This is a genomic window from Nostoc sp. DSM 114167, assembly GCF_052692655.1.
In genome coordinates, this window is sequence record NZ_CP195116.1 from 190,247 (window position 1) to 207,828 (window position 17,582).

Annotated in this window: 14 protein-coding genes; 8 read left to right on the plus strand and 6 right to left on the minus strand. The window is 41.8% G+C overall.

Going from position 1 to position 17,582, the window contains the following annotated elements:
- Positions 1–1,592 precede the first annotated feature (1,592 nt).
- Positions 1,593–2,792 carry an acyl-CoA dehydrogenase family protein gene (locus tag NSTC731_RS00800; protein ID WP_445629187.1) on the plus strand — a complete coding sequence of 400 codons (1,200 nt, stop codon included), beginning with the start codon at positions 1,593–1,595 and terminating at the stop codon, positions 2,790–2,792.
- Between the two features lie 203 nt (positions 2,793–2,995).
- On the opposite strand, the gene NSTC731_RS00805 is transcribed toward NSTC731_RS00800, so the two are convergent.
- The 6 genes from NSTC731_RS00805 to ssuD all read right to left on the minus strand — a co-directional run bounded on the left by NSTC731_RS00805 (position 2,996) and on the right by ssuD (position 8,825).
- Positions 2,996–3,946, minus strand: a complete 951-nt coding sequence (locus tag NSTC731_RS00805) for a D-2-hydroxyacid dehydrogenase (RefSeq protein ID WP_445629188.1) — start codon at positions 3,944–3,946, stop codon at positions 2,996–2,998.
- A gap of 93 nt (positions 3,947–4,039) precedes the next feature.
- The gene (locus tag NSTC731_RS00810) at positions 4,040–4,987 is read right to left on the minus strand and encodes a D-2-hydroxyacid dehydrogenase (RefSeq protein ID WP_445629189.1); all 948 of its coding nucleotides are present in this window, start codon (positions 4,985–4,987) and stop codon (positions 4,040–4,042) included.
- Between the two features lie 120 nt (positions 4,988–5,107).
- Entirely contained in the window at positions 5,108–5,611 is a 504-nt protein-coding gene (locus NSTC731_RS00815; RefSeq protein ID WP_445629190.1) for a GNAT family N-acetyltransferase, read from the minus strand.
- Between the two features lie 249 nt (positions 5,612–5,860).
- The gene (locus tag NSTC731_RS00820) at positions 5,861–6,631 is read right to left on the minus strand and encodes an ATP-binding cassette domain-containing protein (protein ID WP_445629191.1); all 771 of its coding nucleotides are present in this window, start codon (positions 6,629–6,631) and stop codon (positions 5,861–5,863) included.
- A 116-nt stretch (positions 6,632–6,747) separates the two neighbouring features.
- Positions 6,748–7,575 carry an aliphatic sulfonate ABC transporter permease SsuC gene (gene ssuC / locus NSTC731_RS00825; RefSeq protein WP_445629192.1) on the minus strand — a complete coding sequence of 276 codons (828 nt, stop codon included), beginning with the start codon at positions 7,573–7,575 and terminating at the stop codon, positions 6,748–6,750.
- A 101-nt stretch (positions 7,576–7,676) separates the two neighbouring features.
- Entirely contained in the window at positions 7,677–8,825 is a 1,149-nt protein-coding gene (gene ssuD, locus NSTC731_RS00830) for an FMNH2-dependent alkanesulfonate monooxygenase (protein WP_445629193.1), read from the minus strand.
- Positions 8,826–9,039: 214 nt separating this feature from the next.
- On the opposite strand from ssuD, the gene NSTC731_RS00835 reads away from it, so the two are divergent.
- The 7 genes from NSTC731_RS00835 to NSTC731_RS00865 all read left to right on the plus strand — a co-directional run bounded on the left by NSTC731_RS00835 (position 9,040) and on the right by NSTC731_RS00865 (position 17,338).
- Complete coding sequence (locus NSTC731_RS00835) at positions 9,040–9,249, plus strand: hypothetical protein (protein WP_445629194.1); 210 nt, start codon at positions 9,040–9,042, stop codon at positions 9,247–9,249.
- A gap of 943 nt (positions 9,250–10,192) precedes the next feature.
- Positions 10,193–12,007: an iron uptake porin gene (locus NSTC731_RS00840; RefSeq protein ID WP_445629195.1), complete on the plus strand. Its 1,815-nt coding sequence runs from the start codon at positions 10,193–10,195 to the stop codon at positions 12,005–12,007.
- Between the two features lie 511 nt (positions 12,008–12,518).
- Positions 12,519–14,186, plus strand: coding sequence for an FAD-dependent oxidoreductase (locus NSTC731_RS00845; RefSeq protein WP_445629196.1), 1,668 nt, complete (start codon positions 12,519–12,521; stop codon positions 14,184–14,186).
- Complete coding sequence (locus tag NSTC731_RS00850) at positions 14,183–14,512, plus strand: 4Fe-4S dicluster domain-containing protein (RefSeq protein ID WP_104905538.1); 330 nt, start codon at positions 14,183–14,185, stop codon at positions 14,510–14,512. The genes NSTC731_RS00845 and NSTC731_RS00850 overlap by 4 nt, the downstream gene beginning before the upstream one ends.
- A 19-nt stretch (positions 14,513–14,531) precedes the next feature.
- Positions 14,532–15,587 (plus strand): ABC transporter substrate-binding protein, encoded by a 1,056-nt coding sequence (locus tag NSTC731_RS00855; RefSeq protein WP_445629197.1) that lies wholly within the window; start codon positions 14,532–14,534, stop codon positions 15,585–15,587.
- A gap of 56 nt (positions 15,588–15,643) precedes the next feature.
- Positions 15,644–15,799: a hypothetical protein gene (locus tag NSTC731_RS00860; RefSeq protein WP_445629198.1), complete on the plus strand. Its 156-nt coding sequence runs from the start codon at positions 15,644–15,646 to the stop codon at positions 15,797–15,799.
- A gap of 57 nt (positions 15,800–15,856) precedes the next feature.
- Positions 15,857–17,338: an amidohydrolase family protein gene (locus NSTC731_RS00865; RefSeq protein WP_445629199.1), complete on the plus strand. Its 1,482-nt coding sequence runs from the start codon at positions 15,857–15,859 to the stop codon at positions 17,336–17,338.
- Positions 17,339–17,582 lie beyond the last annotated feature (244 nt).

Consider the following 17,582-nt stretch of genomic DNA (forward strand, 5'->3'; position numbering starts at 1 on the left):
GGCGAGTCTAGGGGATAGTCTCCGGGATAGCTTTATCCCGATCGTGCAACCTGCAACAAAAGAAGATTTTGAGTAGGCTACAGGAAACAGAAGACGATAAAACTATAAAGCTATAAAAGCACATCGTAATTTTGTTTAAGTAGTATTTTACCAATTCAGCAAAATTACACTTAAACAAATATTACTTAAGTTTGCTTGGAGATTCCAGAATGGATCTTTTTCCAGCACTGCTTAGTATCTTTTAGGGAGCATCTAGCAAGCTATTTAACGTTTGTATTATACCTCCTATAGTGTAACAAATGCAAGTAACCAAAAGAGACTTGCGAACATCATCATATTTACATACAAACATGATATTTACATAATTAGCTTACACTCTTTCTGTTCTTAAATTTAGATATTTTAGTAGTTTCTTAATGTAAATTTTCTGACAAGTCACCTAATAGATGATATTTAACAAAAAAAATATATTTAACAACCATTTATACATTAAATCTTTAAATAGCGAGGTGGCATAACATGATGCTAGCCATAACGGCGACTATTGTTTGCTTAAAGATAATATTTAAGTTGTTTAAATTAGCTGTGAGGTAAAACACATTAATGTTGTGATCGGGCGCACACACTAGTTAACTAAGGCAATCTTAGCATTTTTTCCATCAAAGGGATAGCAGCAATACATATTACAGCTTGATAGAAGTTGAGAAATAACCATCATGTTTAAATGAGCCTATAGTTCAAAAAATGACAATAAATCGCAAATTTGTCTTTTAAAACCTAAGATTGCGATTCGATCGAGTCAAGTAATAATAAATGGATAAATTCAATGGTGGTTATAGAGTCAGTGCCCTGACAAAGTGTAACACCATCGATTTGGTAAAATATAGATAAATCATCCATAGCGGTTCTTAATCAGATCGGGTACATCCTCAAAGTTAAAAAAAAATATATCCAGTCCAGTTATACCTCAGTTGCAGAGGAACCGCTATAAAAGCAACCAATATCACTTTAGTTGCGATCGCCAATCCTGTTGCTGTATATTTATCCATTGGAAAATCTACTTGATGAGAAAATTATCCCTGTGCGATCTAGGGATCTTTATATTACTCTCAACAGAGAATATTTAAATGCTTGTTTCTCCGTGCTTGGTTCCAAACGCAAAGATTTATTTAAATGGTGATTAGCTTAAAAGACCATAGGACTTACGCACAAGTTACAAAATAACGAACCGCAGAGGCACAGAAAACATTGAAAAATCAGAGTTTGAGAGATATTTTGCGTAAGTCCTAAACCGCTAGGGAATTCAGTTTCTAAGTTGTGGCGCGATCGCTGAATTTTCCGCTTGGCTTGCTCTATGAAAGGAGTTTGTGTCATACTTACATAAACTACTAATTACCAAATCTCGGTCGATTTTAAGTAGTATTTTCGGGGGCATTGGGAAGCATTAGAAGTAATACAGTTAGGGCAATGAGGATTGGGGGTGAGGGAAGACTGGCGTCGTGCGAAAAATTGATATTCCTACAAACTTGAGATGCTTCCATATTGAAAAACATCTCTGATTTAGTAGTACAGTGAATTACGAAGGAGTACTTATGTCACAGTTGGAGCAAGCAGTGCCAAACACCTTTGTAGCCCAAGGTCTAGAAACTCTCCCCAATATTTTCGATCGAGTTGAGGCTCTGGCCAAAGATTTTGCCACCCGCGCAGGGGCACACGATAGAGATGCTTCCTTTCCCTTCGAGAATTTTACAGCTTTGCATGAGGCAGGATTACTCAACCTCACCATTCCACGTGAATTCGGTGGTCAGGATTTGGGTTTGGCAACTATCTGTCGGGTGATTGAAGGGATAGCACGTGGCGATGCTTCGACCGCATTAGTACTGACAATGCACTATCTTCAACATGCTCATGCAGCCCATAGCCGTCGCTGGCATCCAGAAGTGTATAAGCGGCTGTGTCGTGAATCAATCGAAGGCATTGCCCTGCTTAATGCTGCCCGTGTTGAACCAGAGCTAGGAACGCCAGCGAGAGGCGGATTGCCAGCGACAATTGCCGAACGAACAACAGAAGGCTGGCGTTTAACAGGACATAAGCAATACACCACAGGCAGTCCTATCCTCAGCTATTTTGTTGTTTGGGCACGGACAACTGAAGATGAACCACAAGTTGGGAATTTTCTGGTTCCGCGCGATCTGCCAGGTTTGCGAATTGTCGAAACCTGGGATCACTTGGGAATGAGAGCTACGGGCAGCCATGACCTCATTTTAGAGAATGTATTAATTCCCTCAGAGTATGCTCTAAATATCAACCCAATATCTGCTGCGCCATCTTTCGATCCGCTAATTTCCACTTGGGGCAGTTTGACAGTGAGTGCTTTATATCTCGGTGTTGCTAGTAGTGCGCGAGACTGGCTTGTTAAATATCTTTGGGAGCGATCGCCTTCTAATCTCCAAGAGCCACTGGCAACTCTGCCACGCTTCCAAGCTGCCGTGGGTGAGATAGAAGCACTACTGTTTGCTAACAATAGATTGATTTATAGTTTGGCTCAAGATATTGACAACGGTAAGTATGAGCCTAACGTAGGATTACAGGCACAGGCTGTTAAATACCTCACCACAACTAACTCGATTCGTGCTGTAGAAATTGCCTTGGAACTAACTGGCAATCCTGGTTTATTAAAAAGAAATCCTTTAGAGCGTCACTACCGTGACGTTTTGTGCAGCCGTATACATACGCCGCAAAATGATGTTATTTGTCAATCTTTAGGAAAGTCGGTGCTGAAAGTTAAGTGATTGGGGAGCAGAGGAGCAGAGGAGCAGGTGGTCACTGAGCGACTTGCCTTGAGCGAAGTCGAAAGGAGCCGAAGTGGGAGTAGGGAGACAAGAGAGACAAGGGAGACAAGGAGGACAAAGAGGAATTATTCAACAAGTTTCTTCCTTGTCTACCCCCTCTTTCTTGCCTCCCTTGTCTCTTCTCCATACCCAATGCCCAATATTTAGTATCCTGCTTGTTTATCTACAACATTCCGCAAGGGCTGACCGTTTTGGTAGCGTTGAAGATTGTCGATAAATAGTTGTGCTATGCGCTCTCTGAGGCGTGGCGACAAGGCTGAACAATGGGGTGTGATAAAGGCATTCGGTAGCGACCATAAGGGACTTTCTGGCGGCAGAGGTTCGGTTGCAACAGTGTCTAATCCAGCACCCGCAATCCAGCCCTCACGTAGTGCGGTAAGTAATGCGGCTTCATCTACGATCGCACCACGAGCAATGTTAATTAGGTAAGCAGACTGACGCATAGAGCGCAATGCAGCTTCATCGATCGAGCCTTTAGTTTCTGGGGTTAATGGTGTCGCAATAACTACATAGTCTGCGGCTGGGAGGAGCGATCGCCACTCATCAGCGCCTACAACTTTATCAAAATTCGGTAGGGGTTCGGGATGGCGGCGACTACCCCAAACTGTGACTCCAAAGGCTTTAGCACGGGATGCGATCGCTTGACCGATATTTCCTGTGCCGAGAATTAATAAAGTCGCGTCTGCTAACTCTTCGAGAAACACTCCTCTTACCCAAGTGTGTTCATTCTGCAAAGTTTGCAATTTCCGCAGATTCTTGGCGTGATAGAGCATAAATGCCAGTACAAATTCCGAAATTGGAATTGCATGAACTCCTGCGCCATTGGTGAGGATGATGTCCTTTTGCAAAAAAGTTGGCGTGAGAATGTGATTCACGCCAGCACTCGGTGACTGTTGCCAACGCAGCGCGGGTGCTGCTGTCAATACTTTGTCAAGAGTAGAGGTTTTCAGGTAAAATCCATTGACATAAATCTCTGCATCACTGGCATCACCATCGAGATTACCTTCACTATCCACCTCTACTACATCGATATTAGATGGTAGGTGTGGCTCTATATCTGCAATCAGATGATCGGGTAAAATTAATTTCACCATTAGCTACTCCCTAATTCAATATTGGATTTGGATTTTGGATTGTGCAACCAATCGGCAGCACCTCTGCATTTTTAATTTTTAATTTTTAATTGTTTAGTATCCTGCTTCTTTATCTACTACATTTCTTAATGGCTGACCAGCTTGGTAACGCTTTAGATTGTCGATAAATAGCGCTATTGAACGCTGTTTACTCTTGGGTGAATGACCGGAAGTATGAGGGGTGATAAAGATGTTAGGAAGTGACCACAAAGGACTTTCTGGTGGTAACGGTTCTGAGTTAACTGTGTCTAATGCTGCACCTGCAATCCAACCTTCTGTGAGCGCTTTTATTAATGCTGATTCATCGACTACGCCGCCGCGAGCAATATTAATTAGGTAGGCATGATTTGGGAGCGACCGCAATACAGATTCATCAATCAATTCTTTGGTTTCGGGAGTTAGAGGTGTTGCAATAACTACATAATCCACCTCTGGCAGGAGCGATCGCCATTCATCAGCACCTACTACTTTATCAAAATTTGCTAGTTCCTGGGGATGACGACGACTGCCAATAATTCTTAAGCCGAAGGGTTTAGCACGGGCGGCAATTTCTTGACCAATACCACCAGCGCCAATAATTAGCAAGGTTGCATCTGTTAATTCTTGGATAGCAAAGCCTCTTTTCCAGTGACGTTCAGCCTGTAGAGCATATAATTCTGGCAGGTGCTTGGCATGAGCCAGTATGTAAGTAATGACAAATTCTGCGATCGGAATTCCATGTACTCCAGCCCCATTAGTGAGGATAATATCTCTTTGCAAATAAGTTGGTGTCAGGATGTGATTCACCCCTGCATTTGGTGCGTGATGCCAACGCAATGCTGGTGCTGATTCTAGTATTTTATGCAGTATAGGACTTCTCGATAAAAACCAACTGAAATAAACTTCAGCATCGCTAGCATCCCCATCTAGATTTCCTTCAACATCTACTCGTACAATCTGTGTATTGGGTGGTAGATGTGGCTCAATGTCAGCAACCAAATCGAGCGGCAAAATGAGCTTCATTGTAGATTACCTCTTCTTTATTTACAAGGCTATATCTGGAAATTGCCTATGCTTGACAAAAAACCGAGTATCATTTTTTAGGATAAATTATAATGAGATTTATTAATATCTCAAAGCTGATTATTTAATTTGCAAACACATAAATTCTATATCAAAATATTTGTTATTATATTTATACGCTCTTATCTCGGTTCCATATACTTGAAAGCCCAGCGATAAATAAAGTGGTTTGGCTAAAAAATTGCTTTTAACAATATCAAGTAATAATATTTCTACTTCGTTAATAGCTTTCGCTCTTTCAATTAATTTATTCAATAATAGTTTACCTATACCTTTCCTTCGATATTCTTGTTTAACATACATGCTACTAATATGTGCTTTATGCCGGAGTTTTATTCTGGATTCTTGGTTAAATGCGACTATTCCAATTAAATGTTTATCCTCAAAACATCCCAAAATGAAATTGTTGTTATCTACTGGAATTCTATCCCGAAATTGTTCTATCGTCTTAATTACTTCTTCTTGATATGTTGTGCCAAATGAATCTGGATTTTGCTCTAAAGCTTCTAATCTGATCTGTCTATAATCTTCTGCATCATCCTTTGTTAATTTTTTGACGATCATTAAATTAAATATCAATAATAAATATTTGTGTATTATTGATTTTCAATAAAGCGATATAGATTATATTTTAGTTTATCTAGCTCGTAAATATAGAAAAAATTACCCAGACCAGCACACAGGAGAGTTGGGAGGTATTTTGAGTGTTCATAAATAATTTTTTATTGCTATAGGTAAGTTTTAATCTCGAAGTAGCCTATTTACCGCAGCTACCTCAAGTTGAATATTGATTGACTACTAAAAGCTTAAATTTCAACTACTCAGCTGTAATAACTGGTTGTTTACTTGAGTATTTTCATTGCTCATTACTCGTTCTAAAACAGCTTCTCTGATATTGATAAACACTTCGCTACTTCGATCTCGCGGGCGTGAAAGTTTTACAGGTAAATCCATAGAAATCTTTCCTTGATCGATCACTATCACTCGGTCTGCCAACGCCACAGCCTCTTCCACATCGTGAGTAACCAAAAACGCAGTAAATCTTCGCTCTTGCCACAAGTTTTCAATCAAATGCTGCATTTCTTGGCGAGTTAGAGCATCCAATGCTCCCAAAGGTTCATCTAGTAACAACAAACGGGGCTGACTGGCTAACGCTCTGGCCAATGATACCCGTTGCCGTTGTCCACCAGACAAAACATAAGGCCACTCATCAGCTCTATCTTTGAGTCCGACTTTATTGAGTACCCACAAAGCTTTTTCACGCCAATTCCCTTCTAAGCCCAATCCTACGTTCTGAATAACGCGCTTCCACGGCAGCAAGCGGGGATCTTGAAACATCACTGTTACAGAGCGGCTGAGTCTATGTAGTGGTTCTCCATCAAGTAGTATTCCACCTGAAGTTGCTCTATCTAATCCTGACACAAGACGCAATAAGGTACTCTTACCACAACCACTTCGTCCGACAATAGCGACAAACTCACCTGCTTCAACTTCTAAATTCAGCGAGTTTAAAACAGTTTTCTTGCCAAAAGATTTCGTCAAATCCAAAATACTTAGTTGTGTACCCTGTACATTTGAACTCACTTGCAAAACCTCCTTTTGAGAACAATTGGAATTTAATTATTTGATGAAATGTTGAAGAAAGGAAATTACATTTAAAATCAAGATTTTTCAATCTGTGATTTTGGTGAATTTAGCATTTATGACTTTTGATAACTGGGGTTCCAAGACAAGAATTTTCTTTCTAAACCTCTTGCAACAGCATCTGCTAATTTCCCTAGTAGTGCATAGATTACAATACTCAAAACCACAACATCGGTTTGCATAAATTCACGGGCATTCATTGCCATATAACCAAGACCGGAATCTGCTGCGATCGTTTCTGCTACAATTAGTGTCAGCCACATAATCCCCAACGAAAAACGAACACCAACGAGAATCGAAGACAAAGCTCCTGGAAAAATAATTTGCCACAGAAGTTGTGGTGTTTTTAATCCATAGACTTTTCCCATTTCAATCAGTCCAGGGTCAACACTACGGATACCATGAAATGTATTGAGATATATTGGAAAAAATACCCCCATAGATACTAGAAATAATCTAGCTTGATCGCCAATACCAAACCAGAGAATCACTAGCGGAATTAATGCCAAATTAGGGATAGTCCGGAGCATTTGTAAGGAACTATCCAATAACTTTTCTGCGGTACGGGAAAAGCCATTGAGCAATCCTAAACTGAACCCAATACTGCCACCAACTATAAAACCAGATATCGCCCGCCCAGCACTAATTCCTATATGTTGGAACAGTTCTCCAGTTGAGCCAAGTTTAATTGCTGTAGCGATTACACCACTAGGGGCTGGTAAAATCCTGGTTGAAAGTAAGCCAGTTCTAGAAGCAAGTTCCCAAAGAATTAATATGGTAACAGGCACAATCCAAGGAACTATTTTCTCAACTTGCGGGTTGTCTAACACCTCGCTCAGGGATATCTTGTTTTTGCTTTTGGTGCTTTTAAAGGTAATAGTCATGGAATTTGGGATTTTAGATTGTTCCAAAGGATGAATCTAGAAGCATCACCAACGTAATTTGTAATTTGCTCTTTAATTACGAATTACGAATTACAAATTAGTCATGAAGCACTTGTGAGTTGTTTCGCAAATTGTTCATTGGCGAAATCGTCGCCAACAGAACTCAAGACTGGTGGTGTTAAAGGTGCAGGTTCACTTTGCAAAGGTAGACGGGGAAATAATAATTCAGCGGTGCGATACGCTTCTTCTAAATGGGGATATCCAGAGAAAACGAATGTTTCTATTCCCAAATTGCGATATTCCAGCATCCTAGCGGCAACGGTGTCAGGATCTCCGACTAAGGCCGTACCAGCACCACCCCGCACCAATCCAATTCCTGTCCAGAGGTTGGGGCTAATTTCTAAGGCTTCTCGACTACCACTATGTAGTTGACTCATGCGCCGCTGTCCTTCAGAATCAGATTGAGCTAAGTCTTTCTGAGCTTTAGCGATCGCATCCTCATCCACATACTTAATTAGCTCATTGGCTGCATCCCAAGCAGCTGACTCGGTTTCTCGCACAATTACATGCAAGCGAATCCCAAAACGAACTGTTCTGCCTTGTTCAGCCGCCAATTTCTTAACTTCGGCAATCTTTTGGGCCACTTGTTGTGGAGGTTCGCCCCAAGTCAGGTAAACATCTATATGTTTAGCAGCAACCCGCTTGGCGGCAGCAGATGAGCCACCAAACCACAAAGGTGGATAGGGTTTTTGAACTGGTGGAAATAAGAGTTTACCACCTTTGATATCCAGGTAGTTTCCTTTAAAATCGACTGTTTCCCCACTGACGATACCCCGCCAAACTCTGAGAAATTCATCGGTTAAATCATAGCGATCGTCATGACTAAGATGCAAGCCATCCCCAGCCAGCTGCACCGGATCTCCACCTGTCACTACATTAATTAACAATCTTCCTTTAGAAATTCGGTCAAATGTTGCTGCCATCCGTGCAGCAGCACCTGGGGAAGTAATTCCTGGACGAATTGCCACCAGAAACTTCATCTGCTTGGTGACAGATATAAAAGCGGCGGCGGTTATCCAAGCGTCCTCACAAGAACTCCCTGTAGGTAACAATGCGCCTGTGTAGCCTAAACTATCCACAGCTTGGGCAATTTGCTGCAAATAATCAGGTGTGGCAACACGAGAGCCAATATCTGTGCCTAAATAGCGTCCGTCATGAGATCCAGTAGGAATAAACCAGAGAATTTGCATTTGTGTCAGACAGGGTACAAGGGTTTTCCTACGATAGATCGATCGAATTACCGTAGTTTATAGTCAGCATTTTACAGGAAATTATTTAAAACACCAGTGATAGATTAACGATTCATAAAGAATAACTGCCCACAAGATTGACGTTTTTACGCACAATTCCAATAATCATGACACTTTTTTTGCAACAATAGCTGTCGTGAAGAATACAAGTTTTGTGTCAATTACCCACATTTATTGCGACTTGAAAGTGTTCATTTCTGGTTTCATCGACAGAAATCTTGCTAATTTGCACTTCTTAAGTCTGTGTTTGGATAAAGGTTACGATCTTTACGTTCTTGGGTTGGCTTTCAGCAAACAGCAATTCGGTTCGAGCGCAATTCCCGCTTTACTGCGGAAGTTAAATACACTTTTAGCAAATCCTTAGCCCTTGCTATCAATGGTCTATACGCCACGGCGTAAATAGAGCAACCATTTCAAATCCCTAAAAAGCTTATTCCCTGACACTTTGGACTTTTGACTTCCGCCTTGCCGTAGTAGTGTCCTTTTCAATAGTGCCACTGTAGTTATAGGACTAGTATTTAATTGCGTGAAAAAACTTAGCACAACTTCAAGAGGCTTCTTTCCTGCTCCCTGTTCTTTGTTCCTAGCGCTGCACTGAGCCGGTCGAAGTGTTACCTCCCTACACAAATAATTTTAGAAATCAAACCGGATTCCTATATCAACTTACTTAGGCTTAGTAAAGTGGCGGCCATCTTCATGGCTAAGAATTTTGATATATTTTCGCCTGATGAAAAAGTACTAGGTCTTGCATTGTACCAAGCTCTATGCAAAGATAATGCTACGAATGTACGGTAAGTCGATAGAACTATCGTACTTAGCTAACGATTGATGCTGTCAAAATATAGCTGATTAGAAAATAGTGTTTTCAATTAATGTTAATTGGCAAATAATCGAATCTAGATCAAGCTTGAGTCAATGTCAATAGCCATTGATGAACTTTATACAGCATAACTCAAAAAAAGGATTTTAGGATGTATTAGAAGGATCATTTCATATAGCGTGTGGTTGAGTTTCCCTTAAAAGTAGAGAAGTTCTTGCTAAGGCAGTCATTGTCTGATTCTAGATGTTTTTAGGATTATTTGAAACGTCAGAATTCTTAGTTTGCTGTGAATTTTGGATTGGACATTTAACTACTTAGTACTGGTTTCGATACTTATCAGAACTTTGCACTTTTTTTAACGACTAAAGCCTGGATGAGTCTATGTTCTAATCGTTTTGTAAAAACATTAGAGCAATGATTTGTCTTGTCTTTTATGTCAAATTAAGGGCGAATTTATTCATCTTTAAGGTTGAGGAGTTAAAGAGTCATGTCGAAATTTCGCTGGAATTATAGATCCATAGTGTTGCTGCTTTCGGTGCTAGATATTATAGCTATACTGGTTTTTCATCCAGCTAAAAGTCAGGCGGAATTACCTAAATCTGATGTATCTACTATTGAAGTAGAAAATAACAAAGCTCCAGAAGCAGTTGTCAATCAAACAGTAGACACTTCAATTGCACCAGTCACTCGTAAAAAAGCTCCAAACGAGCTTCAAGATCGAGTGACACCTGTCTCACAATTGTTGCAAGTTGCACCGCCAACTAAGCAAAAAGCTCCAAATAATGCAGCAGGGCAAGTTACATCTGTCTCGCAACTATCAGATATTAAGCCGACAGATTGGGCATTTCAAGCATTACAGTCTCTAGTTGAGCGCTACGGTGTAATTGCAGGATATACAGATGGTACATTTAAAGGCGATCGCTCCCTAACGCGCTATGAATTTGCTGCTGGGTTGAATGCAGCTTTAGATCGCCTCAATGAACTAATAGCGACTTCAACGACAGATTTAGTCAAACGGGAAGACTTGGATACCATCAAAAAACTACAAGAACAATTTTCTCCAGAACTCGCTCAACTTCGGGGACGCGTAGATAGCCTGGAAGCACGAAATGCGAAGTTAGAATCAACTCAGTTTACAACCACAACCAAACTTATAGGTCGAGCTCAGATTGTTGCTGGCGAACTTCTGGCGGGTAATAATGTCGTCACTAAGAGACCAGCACCTAACAATCTCACACTTCAAGGCTCAACGACTTTACGGTTAAACACCAGTTTTAATGGTAAAGATTCACTAGGTATAACAATAGGAGGTGGAAATATTGAATCACTTGGACAAACAAGAGCTGGATTATTGGGAACTTATGAGGGGAGAACTGCTGATAATTCCAGTATTACTTTTGCACGCAACACTCTTATTCTCAGTGGTGTTCGCTATCGGTTTTTACCTTTTCCAAATACCCAAGTCAACATTTATCCTTTGTCTGATGGAGCTAGTGAGATAGGTCTTTCTGGTCCGGTTAACCCATATTTTGAATCGTCTTCTGCGACTGGTGCTAATGGGATTTCGCGATTTTCACGGCGGTCTTTGGTCTATAACTATGGAGATAGCGGCCCTGGAATTGCCATACTCCAGGGATTAGGCAAACAGGTTCAATTCGGGATAGCGTATAGCGCACCAAACGGCGGTAATCCCACACTTAATAACGGTTTATTTACAGGCAGATATTTAGCTTTAGCACAGTTAATATACTACTCCGGTAATCGGAATTTTCGGGTAGCGGCAACTTACGTTAATACCTATAGCCCACCAAATACCATAGGTTTTAGCGGCACAAATTTCGGCCCAGCAGTCGGGAGTAACCTGGTAAACAGCACCGTGCCTGGAGTAGCAACTCTAGGCAACCTTTATGGCTTACAGGCGTTCTATCAAATTAATTCCAAGTTGGCAATCAATGGGTGGGTAAGTTATGGGGTACACACCTATTTGGGGCGCGGAAATGCTGAAGCTATGGATTGGGCGGTAGGACTGGCATTCCCGGATCTTTTTAGTGAAGGTGCTTTAGGGGGTATTTTAGTTGGTATGGAGCCAAAACTCATCAGTCTTAGTAATAATATAAATTTGGGAAAAGGTCTAGGACAAGCGGACAGAGATACTTCTCTGCACGTTGAGGCATTCTACCAATATAAAATCGGAGATAATATTGAGGTGACGCCAGGTTTGATCTGGATTACTGCGCCTGATTCGGATTCCAGCAATCCTGATAGTTTATTTGCTTGGGTTCGTACTGTCTTTAGGTTTTAACCGAATCGCACTCCCCGGACTGAATAAAAACAGGACTTACATTCGTTTAATCAAAAGTCCGGGGATTCTTGAGTCTTAAGGGAGCGAATGTTAGTGCCGCAAGACAAAGACAATTCAATTTCGCGTCTTTTCTATCTAGATAAAACCGTTTAAAAAAATTTATTAAACTATGGCAAACTTATCGAATTTAAGTATTTTATGAACTTAAATTCGACCACTACACAAAAGACGTTATAAAGCAAGTTCTTGAGAAAGATAACTCCGTTGATTTTACATAAATTTACGTTTGAAGTTGTTTGGTAAAATACTTGCTTTTTGTCGAAAACTGTGAAAGACTTTATTATGTCACAAACTACGGTTTACCGATCAAGATAAAGTATTTAATTAATGTCAAGCTAGTTAGAACCTGTATTAAGCGATCGCGATTTCTAGATTTTTAAATATTTATTTTGCAGCATGGATGGGGTGAAGACTCGAAGCTTAAGAGTTTATTGATGGAGGGAAATGGTAGATGCTGAAGACGTTAACAACCGATTTTGAACTCGACTTAGAAGCAGATGTACTTGTGATTGGAGGCGGGCCAGCTGGAACTTGGGCGGCATGGAGTGCTGCATCAAGTGGAGCTAAAGTTGTCCTGGTGGATAAAGGGTATTGCGGCACAACTGGATGCGCTGCTGCATCTGGGAATGGTGTGTGGTACGTGCCACCCGATCCCGAAGCAAGAGAAACAGCAAAAGCGAGCCGGGAATCGTTAGGTGGGTTTTTATCCGATCGCAACTGGATGGATCGGGTACTGAATCAGACTTATGTAAACGTCAATCAGTTAGCAGAGTGGGGTTATCCCTTCCCTACCGATGATGAAGGCAAACCCTACCGGCGATCGCTGCAAGGGCCGGAGTATATGCGGCTGATGCGGCGGCAAATTCAACGCGCCGGAGTCAAGATTTTAGACAACAGCCCCGCCCTAGAATTACTGGTTGATGACGATGGTGCTGTTGCTGGTGCAACAGGTGTAAACCGTCAAACTGGTGAGAAATGGATAGTGCGATCGCAGTCCACAATTATCGCCACAGGTGGCTGTGCGTTTCTCAGTAAAGCGTTAGGATGCAACGTCCTGACGGGGGATGGTTATCTGATGGCGGCAGAAGCAGGAGCCGAGATGTCGGGTATGGAATTTTCTAATGCTTATGGCATCTCTCCCGCCTTTTCTTCAGTTACCAAAACTCTGTTTTATAATTGGGCAACTTTCACCTACGAAGACGGTACTGTAATTCCGGGTGCGAGTTCTCATAGACGTTCAGTAATTGCCCAGACATTACTGCAACAGCCAGTTTACGCCATCATAGACAAAGCGGCGGAATCAATGCGGCCATCCATGCGTTTAGCACAGCCCAACTTCTTTTTACCCTTTGACCGTGCAGGTATCGATCCATTTACTCAACGTTTCCCTGTGACTCTGCGCCTAGAGGGAACTGTGCGCGGTACGGGAGGAATTCGGATTGTAGATGAGAGTTGTGCCAGTTCTGTACGGGGACTCTATGCGGCTGGAGATGCCGCTACACGGGAACTGATTTGTGGCGGATTTACTGGCGGTGGTAGTCATAACGCGGCTTGGGCAATATCTTCTGGCTATTGGTCAGGAAAATCGGCTGCTGAATATAGCCGCAGTTTGGGAGAACATAAAACTCAACGACAAGTTAAGGGAGTTGGAGAGGTAGGATTACAAAGTGGGAGGCATCGCTCCTTAGCAACTGATGAAATTATTCAAGCAGTCCAAGCTGAAGTATTCCCTTACGAAAAGAACTATTTCCGTACAGAACAAGGCTTAACCGAGTCTTTGAGTAAGCTAAATCATCTTTGGCAAGAACTTCGCAGTAGCCAGGTAACATCAGATAAAGAGCTAATCCGGGCGCGAGAAGCTACGGCAATGGTAGCTACAGCGCGGTGGATGTACAGCAGTGCCATTGAACGGAAAGAAACTCGTGGGATGCACAAACATCAAGATTATCCCGAACTTGATGCTAACCAGCAACATCACCTGATTAGTGGCGGATTAGATCGAGTTTGGGTGAAAACTCAGCCACTACTCAATACAGAACATATTTCCCAATCTAAAATCGTTCGACTGAGCGAAGTCGAAGTCCAAAATCCAAAATCTAAAATAGGGGTGGCAGTGTGATTGAGTTGGTCAGCGAGTCGCGGTGCATAGAATGTAATATCTGCGTGAATATTTGTCCAACTAACGTGTTTGACAGAGTACCGAATGCGCCGCCAACCATTGCCCGACAGAGTGACTGCCAAACCTGTTATATGTGCGAATTGTACTGTCCAGTTGATGCTCTTTATGTCGCACCAGAAAGTGATGTAACGACTTCAGTCAATGAGGCAGAATTGGCAGAAGTTGGGCTACTGGGTAGTTATCGGGAAAACATCGGTTGGGGACATAAACGTACTTCAACAGCAAAAGCCGATCAAACATTCCAAATTTTGAAGCAGATGAAATAGTGCGGCGGAGAAAATAGTCATGCTGTCGTTAACATTAGGAACAAGTTCTATCAGTAAAAATAAATTTTCTTCAAAATTATCAACTTCAGTGGCTTGTTTCCTACTGCTACTAACTACAGCGTGTAGCCAAGGCGAAACTAAATCTGCTCAATCTATTGAGGCTGTTAATGTCAATAATGCTGTTGCATCTAATAACATTTCTACCCTACGAATAGGTTATGTAGGTAATTCAGAACCTACAGGATCGCTGGGTTGGGCAAAGAAAAAAGGAATATTAGAACGGGAGTTGAAAAAAGCGGGATTTAAAAATATTACTTTTGCAAGGTTTCCTAACGGGCCGAATCTAAATGAGGCGCTTGTCGCTGGACAATTAGATGTTGGTTCTTTAGGGGATACACCAGCGATAGTTTTGAAAGCTAGGGGTCAGGAAACGCGACTGTTAAGGATTAGCCAATTTAATACAACTGCCTGGTTAGTAGCGAAAAAGAATGGCCCGCGATCGCTTGCTGAACTGAAAGGTCAAAAAATAGCTACCCAAAAAGGCTCTTATATGCATAGATACCTACTGGGTCTATTAGCTGAAGCTAAAATTGCCAAAGATGTAAAAATTGTCCATTTGATGACTACTGAGGCAAAAGCAGCTTTGGAACGTGGTGATGTAGCAGCTTATGCAACTTCCAGCGATCTTGGGCCTTTTCTGAAATCGCAAGGGTTTCCAGTGATTGATTCTTCGGCAAATCATCAGGGTTTGTCAGGAACATCATTAGTTGTGGCGACCGAAAGCTTTCTAGCAAAACAGCCTGATTTCCCACAGAAATTTAATGCAATTCTGACAGAAGCAGCCAAAGATTTAAAAGCTAATTCTGAAGAATATTATCAGTATCACGCTCAAACTACTAAATATCCCATTAACATCATTAAAGTATCATTCCCACTCAAACAGGTATCAGAAGAACCATTACCAGCCGAGGGTGTGAAACTTTTAGAGGGAACAAAGAAATTTTTAGTATCGCAGGGTTTAGCAAAGTCAGACTTTAAATTAACAGATTGGGTTGCTAAAGAACAGCCTCGTTAATTTTATCTGTTTTAGCTTTTTACACAATAATACTCCTCAGTTTTGAGGGAAGTCTTATGACTATTGCTGTTGCAGCTAATATATACAAGTTTGTGGAGAAGGACATAATTAGCTTTGCTGATTATCGAGATTTTATCTTTACTAATCTCGCCACATTATATGTAAAGAAAAATCCCAACTTCTTCAAAAAAATGCTGGTAAGAAGAAAGTAGATAACCTTCTTAATCAGTACTATCTACCCAATCCAATTGAAAAATCAGGTAGAACCTATGACTATTGCATTAGAACGTCCCAAAAAAACTAGATCCGCTCAAATTCGGGAAAAACTGGGTTATCCGATTATTGACACTGATGTGCATACCCAAGAGTTTCCCCCAGCATTCTTGGACTATTTAGAGCAAGTTGCTGGAACTGCGATCGCAGAACGTTTTCAAGAACACTTACCCGGTGCATCTCGCTCTAAATGGTTCAAGCAATCTTGGGATGAACGCCGCACTTACCGCACCGCCCGCCCTCCTTTCTGGACTCGTCCCACTAACGATCCCTTAAATTTAGCTACCGTTAGTTTGCCAAAGTTGCTGCACGAACGCTTACAAGAAGCTGGTACAGACTTTGCTGTTGTGTACCCCAACTTGGCAACGATGGCACCACACATCGGTCATGAGGAGATGCGGCGGGCTGTTTGTCGGGCAGCTAATACTTACCACGCTGATATTTTCCGTCCTTATAGCGATCGCTTAACACCAATTGCCGCTATCCCCATGCATACGCCGGAAGAGGCGATCGCAGAATTGGAATATGCGGTGAAAGTACTGGGACTCAAAGCAATTCAAATCCCCGGACATATCCGCCGTCCGATTCCCGCCTTCGAGAAGTATGGCGAAGAAGTAGCCAACGAAGCTATTTGGATTGATACCTTTGGCTTGGATAGTAAATATGATTACGATCCCTTCTGGGCGAAGTGCGTAGAACTAAAAGTTGTTCCTACCACCCACTCTTCCGGTATGGGCTGGATCAATCGGCGTTCGATTAGCAATTACCAATACAACCATATTGGTCACTTTGCATCGGCTGGAGAAGCACTGTGTAAATCTCTATTTTTTGGTGGTGTAACTCACCGCTTCCCCACACTCAAGTTTGCCTTTTTAGAAGGAGGTGCAGCTTGGGGTGCTAGTTTGTACACCGATTTAATTTGGCACTGGGATACTCGCAATAAAGACCATTTGGTGGAAAATAACAATCCTGCCAATATCGATCGCGAAGAACTGTTAGAACTATATACCCGTTACGGTGGTGAATTAGTACATGGTCGTTTGGATCGGCTAGGTAGTGGTTTAGGTTTCCACGCTGATTTATTATCTCCCCTAGAACCAGGTGATTTAGATGAATTCGCCGTTGCCGGAGTTACCAAGCCAGAGGATATTCGCGATCGCTTCTTGAATCACTTTTACTTCGGGACAGAATCGGATGATACCCGTGTAGCTCAAGCTTTTAACCGGAAAGCTAATCCTTATGGCGATCGCGTTAAAGCATTCTTGGGTTCCGATTCTGGTCATTGGGATGTACCTGATATTACTGCGATCGCTGCTAATACGTATTCAATGGTAGAACGCAAGATTATCACCGAAGAAGATTTGCAATACTTCCTGTCAATTCATCCCTTGGAGTTGTACACCAGCCTGAATCGTGATTTCTTCAAAGGTACGGCTGTTGAGAAAACCGCAGATGAATTTTTGGCTAGCAAAGTTTAAAAATCATTGTTCGTAGTAAGCACTTTAGTGCTGAAGAAAGCGCTGAAGCGCTTACCTGAGTTTTCACGTCATGTGGAAAAGCCAACGGAAAACCTAACCCCCCAGCCCCCTTCCCTACAAGGGAAGGGGGAGAAATCAAAGCCTCTCTCCTTGTAGGGGAGAGGTTGGGAGAGGGGTTTTCCATATCCCGTGAAAAGTCAGAAGCGCTTACTACATACCCAAATACCAATCTTTTGAATAATTT